This is a genomic window from Shewanella sp. 0m-6 (assembly GCF_052977325.1).
On sequence record NZ_JBRIMD010000002.1, the window covers coordinates 1 to 17,637 of the forward strand.

Consider the following 17,637-nt stretch of genomic DNA (forward strand, 5'->3'; position numbering starts at 1 on the left):
TAACCCGAAGGTCGTTGGTTCAAATCCAGCTCCCGCAACCAATTCTTTTATAACAGAATTAAAACAGTTATTAGCGTCAACATGGACGCGGGATGGAGCAGTATAAAAGCTACTCGAACTCAACTCTTTATAAAAGAAGGGCGAAGGTCGTTGCCACGCTTTTGTAAAAAGTAATCCATCTTACGTAATCAATTCTTTTATAACAGAATTAAAACAGTTATTAGCGTCAATATGGACGCGGGATGGAGCAGTATGGTAGCTCGTCGGGCTCATAACCCGAAGGTCGTTGGTTCAAATCCAGCTCCCGCAACCAATTCTTTTATTGAAGAGTGACGTGATATGTAGGCCAGCGAAAGCTGGTTTTTTTGTACCTGCGATTTACCGTTCTTTATAAGGTTATGAATTTGGATGGTGCAGTTTACTTGCTCGTCGGGCTCAACTTTTTATAAAAGCTAGGGCTAAGGTCGTTGCCACGCTTTTGTAAAAAGTAATCCAGCTCCCGCAACCAATTCTTTTATTGAAGAGTGACGTGATATGTAGGCCAGCGAAAGCTGGTTTTTTTGTGTCTGAAATTTGTAATTCCCGTCTTCTTTTACACGCGTGAGCCAATTTATATACCTGCACGTTTTCTTTTGTTGGTGCCTATCAGTATAAAGATATGTTCGCTTTACTGACCGGTCATTAATAGCTGATCGGTTCTACCATCCTCGGTCTCTGTATCTGCGTCACCGTACTTCAGGAATCGATTTATTCGTCTTGCATTAGTTTGCCAAAAATACTCTGATCAAATCACTTTCCCTATATTGATAGGAATTAGAGTAACTTCCTCAATAAAAGCTATAAGCTGAAGAGTGGCCGTATTAGACTGCAGTGCAGTCAATGCAGTGTTAATTAGCATAGGTTTGATGCATATTCTATGGCTTATAACGCCTAGGTGCTTATAAGCATGTTTTACCTGATAAAACTTGCCCATAAAAAAACAGGCTAACTGCAATAGCGTTAGCCTGTTTCATTGTTATGGATAACCAGAGCTGGAACTTAATACTTAGCTATTAGGCTGATATTGTTGTCCTTCCGATTAAATTGCTGAGTGCACAACGCCCAATTTTTGAATGTACCTTAAGCGTGCGGCAAACATTATCGCTGCACTTGTAAGACCTGCAATAAGGCCTATCCAGAAACCTTGGGCACCCATATGCGGTACGATGATATCGGTACGCGCTAAGGTATAACCTAAAGTCATACCCACACCCCAGTACGAAACTAAGGTGATATAAAACGCGCTGCGAGTATCTTTATAGCCACGTAATGCACCTGCGGTAACGACCTGAACTGAGTCTGATAACTGATAGATGGCGGCATAGAACATTAAGCTACCAGCTAGTGCAACGACCTCAGGGTTATCATTATAGAGTAGGGCAATTTCATGTCTAAATAACACGGTAATGATTGCGGTACAGGCTGCTAAAGAAAACGAGATAATGAGTGCGAGTTTGGTCACTAGCGCTGCAATTTCTGGTTTATCTTGACCTAGGTAATAGCCGACACGAATTGATACCGCGATACCGAGAGAAAGCGGTAACATAAACACAATCGATGAGAAGTTAAGTGCTATTTGGTGTCCTGCAACGACTGTTGCGCCCAATGGTGCAAGTAAAAGGGCGATGATTGCAAATAAACTCACTTCAAAAAACAGCGCCATAGCAATTGGGAAGCCATGTTTTGTCATTTCAAACATGACTTTGAAGTCTGGTAAGTGAAAAGATTTGAACGGAGCCAGTTCTTTAAACTTATCATGGAACTGCATGTAGATGATCATGGCGATAAGCATTGCCCAGAATACTAATGCAGTGGCAACACCACAGCCAGCGCCGCCCATTGCTGGCACACCAAAGTGGCCATAGATAAAAATGTAGTTAGCAGGGATGTTTACCGCTAAACCGACAAAACCTATGACCATAGTGGGTAAAGTATAAGAGATCCCTTCGCTACAACCTCTTAATACTTGATAAAGCACAAATGCCGGAACGCCCCACATAAAGCCATTTAAATAGCCAATACCGAGCCTTGCCATTTCGGGTTCAAGCTCCATCATGGTGAAAATATTCTCTGCAAATGAGAGGATAAGCACCACACCCACACTGCCAATTATGGCAATATAAGCAGCTTGGTAAGCCAATGGTTGAATTGCCTTTTGATTGTCGGCACCGTGATGGTGAGCAAATACGGGTGTAAAGGCCATTAATAAGCCTTGTACAAACAGTAAAGCGGGTAACCAAAGACTTGCTGCAATGGCAACCGCGGCCATATCTACGGCACTAACGCGACCCGCCATGACGGTGTCAATAAAGCCCATCATGGTTTGTGTTACTTGAGCAATTAGCACCGGTAGTGCTAACTGGATTAAACGTTTGGCTTGAAAGCCAGAATGGTTCATGAATACAGCCCTTAATACTAACGAGAGATAAAATGTTTACAGGTATAGTTCAAGCAACATGCGAAGTGTTGGCGATAGATAAGAAATTAGGCTTAAGCACGCTACAAATCGCAATTGGGCCGGATTTGCGCGAGGGACTTTCACTAGGGGCAAGTGTCGCAAATAACGGTGTTTGTTTAACAGTCACAAGAATAGATGATGATAGGGTGTTTTTCGATGTAATGGAAGAGACCCTTAAGCTAACTAACCTATCAAAACTGAGAGTCGGATCACAGGTTAACATCGAGCGTTCATTAACCTTCGGTAGTGAGATTGGCGGGCACATATTATCGGGCCACGTGCACACTCAAGCCGAGGTCGAATTTGTTAGTGCAACGGATGAGCATTACGATATTTGTTTGAAGGTTGAACCTAAGTGGATGAACTACATTCTTTATAAGGGTTTCGTTGGTGTTAACGGCTGTAGTTTAACGGTGGGTGAAGTGAAAGACACGAGCTTTATGCTGCATCTAATTCCAGAAACATTAAAGCTAACCAACTTAGATGGCTATGTTAAAGGTGATAAAATTAACATCGAAATAGATAGCCAAACCCAAGCGATAGTCGATACCGTTGAACGAGTACTCGCTAAGCGTTTTGAAAACCAATAACTTGACTCGTTACTGATGCGTTGTTGACTCTTGAAAAGCGCTAGCAGATCTAGACTAATACCCTGTGATATGGCCATCTACTGCCATAAGCTTGCTGGTTTAGTAGATCTGCTCGTCGTCTGAATCAATAAAAAACTCAATTTTATGCTGGGCTTCATCCAGGTGCAGACGCATATGGATGGGGTTACAGCACACCCGGCAATCTTCATAGTAATCTTGGTCACCACACGTTGCATCTATATTAATGTGTTGGTGATGCCCGCAATGGGGACAACTAATCGTTTTGTTGATGAATCTCATGTTTACGCTCCCATAAAACCTACTGCGCTTCGTCCTCCATCTACAGCAATGACTTGGCCTGAGATATAAGACGAACTGACTAAGTGAGAAATAAGCTTGGCGATATCCTCTGGTTGGCCAAGCTTTGCTAACGGGATTGCACTTAACACTGCTTGTTGTGACTCAGTATCTGATTGTTCTGGCCATAAAATTGCACCAGGTGAGACACCATTTACGCGTACATCGGGTGCCAATTCTTGCGCCAGTGATAACGTTGCCATCTCAAGTGCAGCCTTTGATATAGAGTATAGTCCATGATCTTTTAATGGGCGCCGGCCATGGATATCGAGTAGGTTAATTATGCAGCCGTTATTCTTACTTAATATGGGATTCAGTGCTTCGGCTAATAAATAGGGGGTAATAAGGTTTGTCGCAAGCAATTGTTGTGCTTGTGCAAAGGTCGCCTCGCCAGTGGGTGTGGGGATAAAACTAGAAGCATTATTGATTAAAACTGACAAAGGCAGTTGAGACGATTTAATTTGTAAGACTAGTTTATTGACAGCATCAGCTTGAGCTAAGTCGGCCTGCATGATAATCGCAGAGTCGGCGCGCTTAGTGTTTAGTTGAGTGCATAGAGCTTGGGCTTGTTTTGCTGATTGCCCATAGTGAATGACAATATTATGGCCTTCATTATGAAGATGAGTAGCGATAGTGCATCCAATCCGTTTTGAAGCGCCTGTGACTAATGCCCAAGTGGTCATATTTAATCCATCCATTGCTGAATAATGAGATGGCTATAACTTAACGAGCGTTAGCTATTAGCCTCTATCGTGACATGATAGCCACAGTAAATGGGTAATAGAAGACGAGTCTTAGTAATAAACTCAATAAAAGCCAACGGGATGCACATGCCAAGGTAACAAAGCTAAATTAATATCGGTCATAATTTTGTTCTCTATTTGTCAGTTTTGTACCATCGAGAGTGTTGATGTCAACTAACGCTTTTTGTCTCATTTGGTCATTTTGATACAAACTATCGGTAATGAGCGTTTTACTCATCAATAACAGTGCTTTGTTGAGCTCGATTTCAAGTTGTACGGCAACAGCCTGTTTATCAATAGAGTTTACCGCAACGTTATTGGGTTGGTTTATATCTGCTTGAAAAAGCACGGCTGCAAACATCAAAGTATTAATCATCACTAGCTCCTTATTAAGTTGTGCGTATGCTAACGGGCGAACGTGAATGAATTGTTACGGTAACCATCTAGTTTTATTACACTTAACCTTAAATATTTTGCTCATTTAATAAGAAAAACTAATGTGATTGAAAACTTGCATCATACAGTGGCTATCACTTAGAATTAGCAGCTTGCGCGCTGGAAAACACAGACTCCAGTAAGGTCTAGTCCCAGTTGCGTAAACACATACTTAATTTTAAAACCAAGTGGCCCTACGTAGGGGTCACCACTGGAAAAGGAAAAATCATGCCTGTTATTACACTTCCTGACGGAAGCAAACGCGAGTTTGCTAACCCTGTTTCTACTTTAGATGTTGCTGCTGATATTGGTCCTGGTCTTGCTAAAGCGTGTATCGCTGGCCGCGTGAACGGTGAATTAAAAGACGCGTGTGACATGATTGACACAGATTCAGATCTGTCAATCATCACGGCTAAAGATGAAGAGGGTGTTGAAATTCTTCGTCACTCATGTGCTCACTTGCTCGGTCATGCAATCAAGCAATTGTTCCCTGAAACCAAAATGGCTATTGGCCCTGTTATCGATAATGGTTTCTACTATGACATCGACTTAGATCATAAGTTGACTCAGGAAGATATCGATGCGTTAGAAAAGCGCATGGCTGAACTTGCTAAAACTAATTACGCTGTTGATAAGCGTGTTGTTAGCTGGCAAGAAGCGCGTGATACTTTTGAATCACGTGGTGAAGTTTATAAGATGGCGATTTTGGATGAGAACATCCCGAAAGATTCAACGCCTGCGCTTTATCACCACCAAGAATATATCGACATGTGTCGTGGCCCACACGTACCAAACATGAAGTTCTGTCAGAATTTTAAGTTAATGAGTGTGGCGGGTGCATATTGGCGTGGTAACTCTGACAACAAGATGTTGCAGCGTGTATACGGAACAGCTTGGGCGGATAAGAAAGCACTTAAAGTGCACCTTAACCGTCTTGAAGAAGCGGCTAAGCGAGATCATCGTAAAATTGGTAAGCAGCTTGATCTTTACCATATGCAAGAAGAAGCGCCTGGTATGGTGTTTTGGCATAACGATGGTTGGAGTCTGTTCTTAGAGCTTGAGAAGTTTATTCGTCAAAAGCTAGGTCAGTACACTTACCAAGAAGTTAAAGGTCCATTAATGATGGACAGAGTGTTGTGGGAACGCAGTGGTCACTGGGACAAGTACTCAGAGGCTATGTTCACTACTAGCTCTGAAAACCGTGAATATGCGATTAAGCCAATGAACTGCCCTGGTCACGTTCAGATCTTTAACCAAGGCCTTAAGTCATATCGTGACTTGCCATTACGTATGGCTGAGTTTGGTTGTTGTCACCGTAATGAGCCATCAGGTTCATTACATGGCCTGATGCGCGTTCGTGGCTTTACTCAAGATGATGCACATATCTTCTGTACTGAAGAACAAGTACAGCAAGAAGTAAGCGCATGTATCAAAATGGTTTACGACACATACGAAACATTCGGATTTAGTAATATCGTTGTTAAGTTGTCGACTCGCCCTGAAAAGCGCATTGGTGATGACGATATGTGGGATCGTGCAGAAGAAGCGCTTAAACAAGCACTAACTGCAAATGATATCGAATTTGAAATTTTACCGGGCGAGGGCGCGTTTTACGGTCCTAAGATTGAATTTACATTGCATGATTGTCTAGACAGAGCGTGGCAATGTGGTACAGTGCAGCTCGATTACGCATTACCTGGTCGTTTGGGTGCAACTTATGTTGCTGAAGATAACAGCCGTCAAACCCCTGTTATGATCCACCGTGCGATTTTAGGTTCATTAGAGCGCTTCTTGGGTATTCTAATTGAAGAATATGCAGGCAAGTTCCCAGCTTGGTTATCGCCAGTTCAAGTTGTTGTAATGAATATTACCGATAAACAGTCCGATTATGTCGACAATGTCGTTAATTTATTCAAAGAACATGGAATTCGTGCAACTAAAGACTTGAGGAATGAGAAGATAGGCTTTAAAATACGTGAACATACTTTAAGGCGTGTGCCTTATTTACTGGTCGTTGGTGACCAGGAAATGGAAAATAATGAAGTAGCGGTGCGTACCCGTGAAGGCGTTGACTTAGGTAAGATGCAAATCGAAGAATTTGCTACTAAGCTCAAAAACCAGATTTCGCTCCGTAGTCTCAATTTGTTGGAGGATTAGGTCATAAAGATCAAAAAAACAGCAGGGCGCCAGGCGGCCCCGAACAGAATTAACGAGCTCATCGTTGGTGTATCTGAAGTCCGTCTAAACGGTTTAGATGGTGAGCAGTTAGGCATCTTAACAATTAAAGAAGCACAAGAAGTTGCTGATGAAGCCGGTGTTGATTTAGTAGAGATCAGTCCTAATGCTGAGCCGCCAGTTTGTCGTGTTATGGACTACGGTAAGTTCCTTTTTGACAAAGCAAAAGCTCAAAAAGAACAAAAGAAGAAGCAGAAAATTGTACAGGTGAAGGAAATTAAATTCCGTCCCGGTACAGACGAAAACGATTACCAGGTAAAACTACGCAACCTGACTCGTTTTCTAGAAGACGGCGACAAAGCGAAAGTAACGCTGCGTTTCCGTGGTCGTGAGATGGCTCACCAAAGCCTAGGTATGGATCTTTTGAACCGTATCAAAGCTGACTTGGAAGTTATCGCAGTAGTGGAGTCTTTCCCGAAAATGGAAGGTCGCCAAGCTGTTATGGTTCTCGCGCCGAAAAAGAAATAGTAAGGCAACCATAAAAGTAACAGGGGCCTATTAAGGTTTCCTGTTCGCCTTGCGTTTTATTAATTGTCCCAATGCGGAGTTTTAGCAATGCCTAAAATGAAAACAGACAAGGGTGTACAAAAGCGTTTTAAGAAGACCGCTAACGGTTTTAAGCGCAAGCAAGCCCATTTACGTCATATTTTGACAAAGAAGAGCACTAAGCGTAAACGTCACTTACGTGCAAAATGTCAAGTAGCTAAGTCTGATGTGCCAGCAATCGCACGTCAACTACCATACGCTTAATTAAAGGAGCAATGAACAATGCCTAGAGTTAAGCGTGGTGTAACCGCTCGTGCTCGTCACAAGAAAGTACTTAAATTAGCTAAAGGTTATTATGGCGCTCGTAGCCGTACTTACCGTGTTGCTGTTCAAGCAGTAACTAAAGCTGGTCAATATGCTTACCGTGACCGTCGTCAGAAGAAACGTCAATTCCGTCAACTATGGATTGCACGTATCAATGCGGCATCTCGTCAAAATGGTCTGTCTTACAGCCGTTTCATTAATGGTTTGAAAAAAGCATCAATCGAAATCGACCGTAAGATCCTGGCTGACATCGCTGTTTTCGATAAAGTTGTATTTGCAACTTTAGTTGAAAAAGCAAAAGACGCTTTAGCTAAGTAATTAGTTTAGAATCTTTTGAAAAAGGGAGCCTTAAGGCTCCCTTTTTTTATGCCCGTCATTTATTAAGGTATTCTCTAATACACTCTACGGATTAGTAAACCCTAGTTATCTAATCATAAGTCTGCAAACAAACTAAAAAGGATTTTCCAGCTAATGACAACCTTGACAACGGCCCGACTCATAATCTCACCCATGTCATTAGATGACGTTGATCTGCTATTTGAGTTAGATCAAGACCCACTCGTGATGAAATACATTAACGGTGGGCGAATAGTGACTCGTGAAGAAATAGAAAATGTATTTATTCCCCGATTTGCAAAGTTTTCAAACTTAGATAAAGGCTGGGGCTTATGGAAAGTGTTTGCAAAACCTACAACAGACAAGGGATCCAAACCGCTGCTGACTATAGCGCCGACGTTCGCTGGGTGGATTTTAATTAGACCCATGTATTATTTTACCGATGAGCCTTATTTTAATGATCTTGAGATTGGCTGGCGTTTTAAGCAAAGTACATGGGGAAAGGGTATTGCAACAGAAAGCGCTAACACCGTCGTTAAGCATCTAGCCGAGACGCAATTGAATATCGAAAGGTTCTCAGCTATTGCCGACGATAGAAATCTAGCTTCAATTAACATTATGACAAAGCTTGGTATGAGCTATGAGGGTAAGCTAGAACACCCTGATGCAGGCGATGATGTTGAGGTTGTTTTGTATTCTAAGCGTATAGCGCGTGACTAATTATTTGCTTATAGCGTATTCGAATGACCATAAATAAAGCATAAAACTATACTTATGCCAATGCTACTGGCTGAAGTAGTTGCTTTAGCGCTAATAGCTCAATCACTAGTACATTGAATTGTTTTTAAAGATTAAAGCTTGTGAAAGTTTGTAGCCTGTCATTACGTATCTATAAGTAAAAAAAGATAGGCAGTCTATACGAATTAATCCAATAAAAAAGCCAACTGATGCAGTTGGCTTATATTTTCTGATAAAGCGCGGGCTTTTTATCAGGTTATTAAAGTGCGTCTAAGTAACGCTCTGCATCTAAGGCAGCCATACAACCGGTGCCTGCAGAGGTAATGGCTTGGCGGTAATGTTGATCCATTACATCTCCAGCCGCAAACACGCCTTTAATGCTCGTTTGAGTTGCATTGCCGTTTAAGCCGCTTTCTACTTTGATATAGCCGTTGTTCATCTCTAATTGGCCTTCAAACATAGAAGTATTTGGCTTATGACCAATGGCAACAAATACACCAGCAACGTCTAGATCTGTGATTGCTCCGTCTTTAGTGCTCTTCATTTTTAGGCCTGTAACGCCCATCTGATCGCCAACGACTTCTTCAAGCGTGTTGTCTAAGTGAAGTACGATATTACCGTTCTCAACTTTATCCATAAGGCGCTTAGTTAAGATTTTTTCACTGCGGAATGTATCACGGCGGTGAATAAGGTGAACTTCAGATGCAATGTTACTTAAGTAAAGTGCTTCTTCAACAGCGGTATTACCACCACCAATAACGGCTACTTTTTGGTTACGGTAGAAGAAACCGTCACAGGTCGCACAAGCTGACACACCGCGGCCTTTAAAGGCTTCTTCAGACTCTAGGCCTAAATACATGGCTGATGCGCCAGTAGAGATAATTAGCGAGTCACAAGTGAATTCGCCATTATCGCCTTTAAGCTGGAAAGGGCGCACGTTTAAATTAACTTCATTAATGTGATCAAAGATAATTTCGGTTTCAAACTTCTCAGCATGCTTTTGCATACGTTCCATAAGTGCTGGACCTGTAAGATCTTCAGCATCGCCTGGCCAGTTTTCAACTTCAGTCGTGGTAGTTAATTGGCCTCCTTGTTGAATACCTGTGATCAATACTGGCTTTAAATTTGCGCGAGCGGCATAAACTGCAGCTGTGTAGCCTGCTGGGCCAGAACCCAGAATAAGTAGTTCACAATGTCTAGCTTGGGTCATTAGTTTCTCCGTTCTTTAACGAATGCGGGACGACAAAGGGGAGCTGTTCCCTATTGTTTCAAGAATTGCTGCGATTGTATGGAATTTCCGGGGGCTGGTAAAGCTCTGTATTTGGGTTTAAGTACGGCGTTAGTTCACCTAGACCGTGATATTTGGCGGTTTTTATTGGGTTTAAGCTGTTCCTTATCACATTTTGGTTTATTCTATAGCGCAAAGATTGGCATCAGGCTAATAAGCCGAGTCATAACGTAAAGCTAAAAGAAAAAGGAAGTGTTATGCGCATTACAGCGAATTTTGATAGTGGCAATATTGAAGTTATCAATCTAGATAACAAAGATGATGTTCAATTAGCGATCCGCCCTGATGAAGGTGGTGAATTTTTTCAGTGGTTTAACTTTAAACTTGAAGGGGTCGTTGGTAATCAATACACCCTTAACATCGTTAATGCCGGCAAAGCTTCATATACAAATGGCTGGGAAGATTACCAAGCTGTTGCGACCTATGACAGACAAACCTGGTTTAGACTGCCTACTCAATACCAAGACGGTCAATTGAGTATTCAAGTTGATCTTGATTGTGACGCAATTCAAATTGCGTACTTTGCCCCTTATAGTTATGAACGCCATCAAGATCTGCTCGCTGCTGTACAAGTTCATCCACAAGTCAGCCTTGAGCATTTGGGTTTAACTCTTGATGGTCGCGACATGACGCTCGTTAAGATCGGTGATGGAGATGAAGATAAAGCTAATATTTGGATCACTGCACGTCAACACCCTGGTGAGACCATGGCTGAATGGCTAGTCGAAGGCTTGATGAATAACTTGCTTGATAGCGACTGCCCTACTGCGAAAGCACTTTTAGATAAAGCCAACTTCTACATAGTACCCAACATGAACCCAGATGGAAGTGCACGTGGACATCTACGTACTAACGCTGTGGGTACCAACTTAAACCGAGAGTGGAAAACCCCTTCACTAGAGAAAAGCCCTGAAGTGTTATACGTGGTCAATAAGATGAAAGAGACTGGCGTTGACCTTTTCTATGATGTGCATGGCGATGAAGGACTGCCATATGTATTCTTAGCAGGTTGTGAAGGCGTACCAGCATTTACAAATCAAGATGCTGAACGTCAGCAAGCGTTCGTTGATGCTTTATTGATGGCAAGTCCTGATTTTCAAAATGAATTTGGCTATGACAAAGATGAGCCAGGTCAAGCAAACTTAACCGTTGCATCAAATTGGGTTGCGCATACCTTTGGTTGCCTTTCAAATACACTTGAAATGCCGTTTAAAGATAATGCCAACATGCCAGATCTGATGGCGGGTTGGTCACCAGAGCGTTGTATTTATCTTGGTGAAGCGTCTTTGATTGCCATGAACGCAGTTATTGATAAGCTTAAGTAATAGCAATAACAATAACTAAGAGGTAGCCAATGGCATTAGTTAACTGTCCTAGCTGTAACAAACGTATTTCGAGTATGGCTAAAAAGTGTAATCATTGTCAGGCGGCGATTTCGGCTGACAATGAAAGTCTTAAAGTCATCAGTCATATTAAGCGTTCAAATCAGTTAATGAATCAAAGCTTTTTAGCGTTAACTTTATTTATCGGTGGCGTGGTAACTTGGTTTTGGGGCGGTGAGCCCGCGGAAGGACTTAGAGCAAATATTGCACTGGGTGCATTTGCGCTGGGCTTTGTGGGCTACTTGATCACTAGAGTGCAAATCGTACTGCATAAACGGAAGAAAGTATGACAGATATAAATAAAGTCATCGACGAGATGCCTGATGAGGTCTATCAACGCTTACTTAGCGGTGTTGAGCTAGGTAAATGGCAAGATGGTACCGTTTTGACGCCTGAGCAACGGGCATCGACACAACAAGTTGTTATGCTTTATCAAGCAAGAAGGCTACAGCAAACTGATCATTTCACGATTAACAGTGAAGGTCAGGTTAATGAGTTGTCTAAGTCTGAACTTAAAAAGCAGTTTAAAGGCGAGTCGATTGCCGAGTTTAAACAAGACGAGCTTTAATTAACCGAGCTTAATTAAACATTCGTGCATAAAAGAGCCCCAAGCATCACTGCTATGGGGCTTTTTTATTATATACATCGTTGCTAGTCTGAGGTTAACTCGCCAGCGATAGAAATCTTCATTGCGGTGCGAATTTCTTCTGGTGACAGCTCGGTCGATAGTAAATAGTGCAACTTAGTCAGCGCCGCCTCAGTCGTCATATCATAGCCACTAATGACACCTGCCTCAGCTAAAGCATTACCCGTAGCGTAGCCGTCCATATTCACACGACCCTGCATACATTGGGTTAAGTTAACTAATACTATGCCACGCTCATGTGCATCTTTTAGCGTTTTAAGCAATGCAGGAGTTTGAGGTGCATTACCAACACCAAAAGTAAGTAGAATAAGTGCCTTTACCGGTTGCTGTAAAATATTGGCAAAGATTTCAGTATTAATTCCTGGGTAGAGTGTCACAACGCCAATGGGCTGTGGACTTATATTCGCCACATGTAATGGTATAGTGCTATCGATTTGAGCGCGCTTACCTGCATGCCAGCGGATCTTAATGCCTGCTTCGAGTAGAAGTGGGAAGTTAGGCGATGCAAACGCATTAAAGCCATCGGCATGAGCTTTAGTCGTGCGATTACCTCTAAACAGTTTGTTGTTAAAGAATAAACAGACTTCGGCTACTGGATAGTTGGCTGCAATATACAGTGCGTTAAGCAGGTTTGTTTGACCATCAGATCTAAGCTGCGCCAAGGGGATCTGCGAGCCCGTAACGATTACAGGCTTTTGTAGGCCTTGCAACATAAAGGATAGGGCTGAAGCGGTGAACGCCATGGTGTCGGTGCCATGGAGGATCACAAAGCCATCATATTTATCATAATTGGCTTTAATATCATCAGCGATCATCTGCCAATCGGTTGGCGCCATATTTGATGAATCAATTAATGGTGTGTATTCACTAATCACAAAATCTGGCATTTCATCATGGTAAAACTCGGGCATAGCTTTGACACAGCCTGTGAGAAAATCTGCAACAGGTGCAAAGCCTTGTTCGGTCTTTTGCATGCCAATGGTACCGCCTGTATAGGCGACATAGATAGATCGTTTAGTCATTTGATTTTGTTTTTTAGTTTTGGATTAAATCACGATGCAGGGATTATATACCCAAAGTGGTTACAGATGCAGGGGATAAGGGCAATTAGCTGAGGTAAGTGGGGGTTATATGTCAGTAATGAGAGCTGTTACAAAAGTTGGTGGTGATAAGCTTAAAATGAATAAGCCCTGAATCTACAGGGCTTATTTATGGTCTATACCCATGCTAAGCGGTATTTAGTTATTACAGGTATCGCAATACAGGTAAACACCGTTTGGATCATCAAATGATTTAAATTCGTCAATCACAGTTGACCACTGCTTTAAAACGGATTCAAGCAAACTTGATTGAGCAAAACTTTGTGGCATATAGCTCGAAGCTGAGGCAAGCATTTCTTGGATGAACAGCTCTTGAGGAGAAAGCTCCTTTTCAATGATTTCGGTGTCATACTGCTCAAGTTTGGCCATTTGCGCTGCCTTTGTTACTGCATCTTGAAGATCACCCAACCCATCTACAAGGCCTAGTTCTAATGCCTTTCGTCCGGTCCACACGCGGCCCTGAGCAATGCTGTCTACATAGTCTAGGCTCATATCACGCTCTGATGCCACGAGAGAGATAAAGTCTTGATAACCCCGTTCTATGTGGCGTTGAATAATGGCTTCAATTTGAGGAGAGAGACCTTTGGTTACTGAAAACCCTGCCCATTCGGACGTGCCCACACCATCGGTGTAAACGCCAATGCTTGCCAATGAGTCCTCGAATGTCGTGATCATACCAAAAATCCCGATAGATCCTGTTAACGTGGTTGGGGTTGCATAGATATAATCGGCGCTCGCAGAGATCCAATAACCACCTGATGCGGCATAACTGCCCATGCTGACAATAATTGGTTTGTTTGCAGCCTTTATCGCTAACACTTCTTGTCTAATTTCTTCAGAAGCGAAAGCGCTACCACCAGGACTATCAACACGCAGTACTACGGCTTTAACTGAATCATCAAAGCGGGCTTCTCTTAACAGCTCAGAGGTACTCTTGCCGCCAATTTGACCAGCAGGTTGCGAGCCATTAAGAATATTTCCTTTCGCGACAATAATACCCACTTTGTCGTTAAGTGATAGAGTTGGGTGAGTTTGCGTGACTGATAAATAATCATAGAAGTCGACATGTTTATAAGAGTCACCGTCTGCAGATTTACCAACGGCATCAACCATGGATAACCTAAACTCATCATAAGTTTTAAGCTCATCAACCCACTTCATGTTCAGCGCCATTTCGGCCGATTTACCGTTTGCCTTATCGAGCTGGGTAAGATAATCATCAGCACTGAGTGACAAGTCATGACTATCAATGCCTCGATTCGCCGCAACAGTATCAGAGTAGCTTTGCCACAAATCGTTTAAAAGTACCAGATTGGCTTCTTTAGCTGCATCTGACATATCGTCACGGATAAAAGGTTCAACCGCTGACTTGAAGGTGCCGACTCTAAAAACATGTGCGTTGATCTTGAGTTTTTCTAACGCCGATTTAAAGTACAGGCGATAACGGCCTAAGCCTTCAATTTCAACACTACCTTGCGGGTTGAGATAAACTTTATCGGCAAAGCTGGCAAGAAAATATTGATTTTGACCATACCAATTACCGTTAGCAACGACGGTTTTACCCTCAGCTTTGAAAGACTCTATGGCATTACCGATAGACTGAAGCTTACTGATCCCGGTGCCGTGTAACATGGCCAGATCTAATACCATCAGTTTTATTCGTGTATCCGTTGTTGCGTTTTCAATAACGGTCAGTACATCAGACAATAAAATCTCGCCGCTTCCGTCTGCCTCATTGCCACTTTTCATGGCAGCTTCTAACGGGTCAACTTGACGTTTTTGATCAACGATTACTCCAGATAGATTAAGTACCAGTGCAGTACCATCTTCAACTTTTACACCGTCATCGGCACTAAGGCTTACGATGATAATAGCAATCACGCCAAAGAATATAAGATTAAGAAAAAGCTTTCTTAATCCATTGACGGTATTCCATATAAGTAGGAATATCCTTTTAAATATTGAGGGTTTAGTGGACATTATCCACTCCTATATAGCTTAGTTAGCATAATGCTAACTGAAATCTCATCGGAAAGGAAAACTCAATTGTAAAGGAATCTGTTGTTTGGCTTATTGAGCTTATTGTTTACACAGGGTATGCTGGATTAAATCACTTGTTTAAAAAGGATGTTTGAATGTCGTTTCCGCATTTATTAGAACCCTTAGATCTGGGTTTTACCCAGTTAAAAAACCGTGTATTGATGGGCTCAATGCATACAGGTTTAGAAGAAGAAAAGGGCGGCTTTGAGAAACTGGCAGCGTTTTACAAAGAACGTGCACTAGGTGGTGTGGGCCTTATCGTTACCGGCGGTATTTCGCCTAACTTGCGTGGCCGCTTAGCGCCAAATGCCTGTCAGCTTAGTTTTCCGTGGCAAGTAAAGAAACACACTAAGGTCACTCAAGCTGTCCATGAGGCTGGCGGCAAAATTTGTATGCAGTTATTGCATGCTGGTCGTTATGGTTATCATCCTTTCTCTAGTGCGCCGAGTAAAATCAAATCACCTATCACCCCCTTCACTCCCTCAGCGATGTCGATAAGACAGGTTGCTGGCACTATCAAAGATTACGCAACCAGCGCAGCCTTAGCTAAAAAAGCAGGTTATGACGGCGTTGAAGTGATGGGAAGTGAAGGTTACTTGATAAATCAGTTTATTAGTTCTCGTACTAATAAACGTACTGATAAGTGGGGCGGGGCGTTTGAAAACCGTGCACAGTTTCCAATAGAAATTGTAAAACAAATTCGCGCCAAAGTTGGCGCTGACTTTATTATTATCTTTAGATTATCGATGTTGGACCTTGTCGATAATGGCTCAACTTGGGAAGAGGTGGTCAAGCTTGCTAAGTGGTTAGAGCAAGCTGGTGTTACCATTATTAATACTGGGATAGGTTGGCATGAAGCCAGAGTTCCAACAATTGCGACCAGTGTGCCTCGCGGCGCATTTGCTTGGGTAACCGAGCGATTAATGAAAGAGATGTCAATTCCACTGATTGCGACGAACCGTATTAACACACCAGAAATTGCAGAGCATATTATTTCATCCGGTCAGGCTGACATGGTATCAATGGCGCGCCCTTTCTTGGCCGATCCGGACTTTGTTAACAAAGCGGCGGCGAATACGCCTGAACTTATCAATACCTGTATTGGCTGTAATCAGGCTTGCCTTGATCATACCTTTGCGCTTAAGCGTGCAACGTGTTTAGTGAACCCTAGAGCCTGTTATGAAACTGAGCTTAATTTTACACCCGCTCAAAATAAGAAACGCATTGCAGTGATGGGCGCAGGACCTGCTGGAATGGCATTTTCTATCTACGCAGCAAGTCGTGGTCACGAGGTTGTTCTGTTTGAAGCTAAATCTGAAGTCGGTGGTCAATTCAACTTAGCACGTAAGATCCCTGGAAAAGAGGAGTTTAATGAAACCATTCGTTACTTCCTTAATCAGATTAAGCTGCATAAGGTTGAATTACGCTTAAACACTCGACTCGATGCCAGTGTGGTACGTGATGAGAAGTTTGATGAAATTGTTATCTCTTCAGGCGTGAAGCCAAGACCAATCGAGTTACCCGGTTTTGATAGCCCTAAAGTGGTTGATTATCAGAAAGTACTCAATGGTGAAGTGCAGATTGGCCAGAAAGTCGCACTTATCGGTGCGGGTGGAATTGGCTTTGATATGGCGCATTACTTGTGTGAGTCAGAATCTTCAACCCTCGATTTAAACCGTTGGTTAAAACAATGGGGCATAGATAAAGACTATAAAGAGCCCGGTGGTTTGACAGAGCCCGTTCCTGAAACTGAGCATAGAGAAGTGTATTTGCTGCAGCGTAAAGCGACCAAGATGGGCAAGGGGCTAGGTAAAACGACTGGTTGGATCCATCGCTCTGTACTTAAACAGCACGAGGTGTCGATGAAAACCGGTGTCAGTTACGAGAAGTTTGACGACCAAGGTCTACATATCAAAATTGATGGGCAAGACGAGGTGCTTGATGTCGATAATGTCATCTTATGTGCAGGGCAAGTGTCAAACACTGAACTCGTCGATGAGATGAAGTCCACCGGTATTCCCGTACACCTTATTGGTGGTGTAGATGTTGCTGCAGAACTGGATGCCAAGCGAGCTATTCGTCAAGGCGCAGAGCTTGCTATTGCGCTGTAATACCTAAGTCAATGGCTAATCAAAAAACCTGCTTACGCTTAATGCGTTAGCAGGTTTTTTATTACAGTTTCAACCACATGTCTTGGGGCGCCTTATCTTTGGTTATTAACTGATTGATATGTTGTTTAAAAATCCAGAACTCGCCGTTTACAGCCATAAATGTTTTTCTGCTGTATTTTGCTATAAATGAAATAAAAACAGTGAATTAGTCCTATTTTAAAGTCAGAATTCACACTTACTTCACGACCTCCAAGCTATGCTATTGAATAAAAGTCAGCAGTAGAAGTTACATGTACTATAGTATTGATTACTAATGATAACGATAGATA

17 protein-coding genes and 1 tRNA gene are annotated in these 17,637 nt (G+C 42.5%); 11 read left to right on the forward strand and 7 right to left on the reverse strand.

Translation table 11 applies throughout. From position 1 onward, the window contains the following. The first annotated feature begins 236 nt into the window (after positions 1-236). A tRNA-Met gene (locus tag ACVBJC_RS01615) sits at positions 237-313 on the forward strand. A gap of 765 nt (positions 314-1,078) precedes the next feature. Here the strand turns inward: ACVBJC_RS01615 and ACVBJC_RS01620 are convergent. Beyond that, positions 1,079-2,437, reverse strand: coding sequence for an MATE family efflux transporter (locus tag ACVBJC_RS01620; RefSeq protein WP_447159359.1), 1,359 nt, complete (start codon positions 2,435-2,437; stop codon positions 1,079-1,081). Between the two features lie 32 nt (positions 2,438-2,469). Here ACVBJC_RS01620 and ACVBJC_RS01625 point away from each other — a divergent pair, with 32 nt between their 5' ends. Further along, positions 2,470-3,087 (forward strand): riboflavin synthase subunit alpha, encoded by a 618-nt coding sequence (locus ACVBJC_RS01625; RefSeq protein WP_447159358.1) that lies wholly within the window; start codon positions 2,470-2,472, stop codon positions 3,085-3,087. Positions 3,088-3,186: 99 nt separating this feature from the next. On the opposite strand, the gene ACVBJC_RS01630 is transcribed toward ACVBJC_RS01625, so the two are convergent. The 3 genes from ACVBJC_RS01630 to ACVBJC_RS01640 form a co-directional block, all read right to left on the reverse strand. Beyond that, positions 3,187-3,387 (reverse strand): CPXCG motif-containing cysteine-rich protein, encoded by a 201-nt coding sequence (locus ACVBJC_RS01630; protein WP_447159357.1) that lies wholly within the window; start codon positions 3,385-3,387, stop codon positions 3,187-3,189. Positions 3,388-3,389: 2 nt separating this feature from the next. Beyond that, positions 3,390-4,127: a pteridine reductase gene (locus ACVBJC_RS01635; protein WP_447159356.1), complete on the reverse strand. Its 738-nt coding sequence runs from the start codon at positions 4,125-4,127 to the stop codon at positions 3,390-3,392. Between the two features lie 169 nt (positions 4,128-4,296). Then, on the reverse strand, positions 4,297-4,563 hold the full coding sequence (locus ACVBJC_RS01640; RefSeq protein WP_447159355.1) for a hypothetical protein: 267 nt from the start codon (positions 4,561-4,563) through the stop codon (positions 4,297-4,299). A 287-nt stretch (positions 4,564-4,850) separates the two neighbouring features. Between ACVBJC_RS01640 and thrS the strand changes: the two genes are divergently transcribed. The 5 genes from thrS to ACVBJC_RS01665 all read left to right on the forward strand — a co-directional run bounded on the left by thrS (position 4,851) and on the right by ACVBJC_RS01665 (position 8,723). Further along, complete coding sequence (gene thrS / locus ACVBJC_RS01645) at positions 4,851-6,779, forward strand: threonine--tRNA ligase (RefSeq protein ID WP_447159354.1); 1,929 nt, start codon at positions 4,851-4,853, stop codon at positions 6,777-6,779. 3 nt (positions 6,780-6,782) lie between these two features. Beyond that, positions 6,783-7,325, forward strand: a complete 543-nt coding sequence (gene infC / locus ACVBJC_RS01650) for a translation initiation factor IF-3 (protein ID WP_220764059.1) — start codon at positions 6,783-6,785, stop codon at positions 7,323-7,325. An 87-nt stretch (positions 7,326-7,412) separates the two neighbouring features. Then, positions 7,413-7,607, forward strand: a complete 195-nt coding sequence (gene rpmI / locus ACVBJC_RS01655; RefSeq protein WP_012155497.1) for a 50S ribosomal protein L35 — start codon at positions 7,413-7,415, stop codon at positions 7,605-7,607. An 18-nt stretch (positions 7,608-7,625) separates the two neighbouring features. After that, on the forward strand, positions 7,626-7,985 hold the full coding sequence (gene rplT, locus ACVBJC_RS01660; RefSeq protein WP_012155496.1) for a 50S ribosomal protein L20: 360 nt from the start codon (positions 7,626-7,628) through the stop codon (positions 7,983-7,985). Positions 7,986-8,138: 153 nt separating this feature from the next. Continuing rightward, positions 8,139-8,723, forward strand: a complete 585-nt coding sequence (locus ACVBJC_RS01665; protein WP_447159353.1) for a GNAT family N-acetyltransferase — start codon at positions 8,139-8,141, stop codon at positions 8,721-8,723. A gap of 277 nt (positions 8,724-9,000) precedes the next feature. Here the strand turns inward: ACVBJC_RS01665 and trxB are convergent, their stop codons facing one another. Continuing rightward, positions 9,001-9,951 (reverse strand): thioredoxin-disulfide reductase, encoded by a 951-nt coding sequence (gene trxB, locus ACVBJC_RS01670; RefSeq protein WP_447159352.1) that lies wholly within the window; start codon positions 9,949-9,951, stop codon positions 9,001-9,003. Between the two features lie 275 nt (positions 9,952-10,226). On the opposite strand from trxB, the gene ACVBJC_RS01675 reads away from it, so the two are divergent. The 3 genes from ACVBJC_RS01675 to ACVBJC_RS01685 are packed head-to-tail and all read left to right on the forward strand — an operon-like array spanning position 10,227 to position 11,979. Next, positions 10,227-11,354, forward strand: coding sequence for a M14 family metallopeptidase (locus ACVBJC_RS01675; RefSeq protein WP_447159351.1), 1,128 nt, complete (start codon positions 10,227-10,229; stop codon positions 11,352-11,354). A 29-nt stretch (positions 11,355-11,383) separates the two neighbouring features. Next, complete coding sequence (locus tag ACVBJC_RS01680) at positions 11,384-11,701, forward strand: zinc ribbon domain-containing protein (RefSeq protein WP_442529584.1); 318 nt, start codon at positions 11,384-11,386, stop codon at positions 11,699-11,701. Continuing rightward, positions 11,698-11,979, forward strand: coding sequence for a YeaC family protein (locus tag ACVBJC_RS01685; protein WP_447159350.1), 282 nt, complete (start codon positions 11,698-11,700; stop codon positions 11,977-11,979). Before ACVBJC_RS01680 ends, ACVBJC_RS01685 begins: the two co-directional genes overlap by 4 nt. A gap of 83 nt (positions 11,980-12,062) precedes the next feature. On the opposite strand, the gene ansA is transcribed toward ACVBJC_RS01685, so the two are convergent. Then, a complete protein-coding gene (gene ansA, locus ACVBJC_RS01690) occupies positions 12,063-13,079 on the reverse strand; it encodes an asparaginase (protein ID WP_447159349.1) in 1,017 nt (338 codons plus the stop codon). A gap of 216 nt (positions 13,080-13,295) precedes the next feature. Further along, entirely contained in the window at positions 13,296-15,137 is a 1,842-nt protein-coding gene (sppA, locus tag ACVBJC_RS01695) for a signal peptide peptidase SppA (protein WP_447159348.1), read from the reverse strand. Positions 15,138-15,292: 155 nt separating this feature from the next. Here sppA and ACVBJC_RS01700 point away from each other — a divergent pair, with 155 nt between their 5' ends. Further along, a complete protein-coding gene (locus ACVBJC_RS01700; protein WP_447159347.1) occupies positions 15,293-17,308 on the forward strand; it encodes an oxidoreductase in 2,016 nt (671 codons plus the stop codon). Positions 17,309-17,637 lie beyond the last annotated feature (329 nt).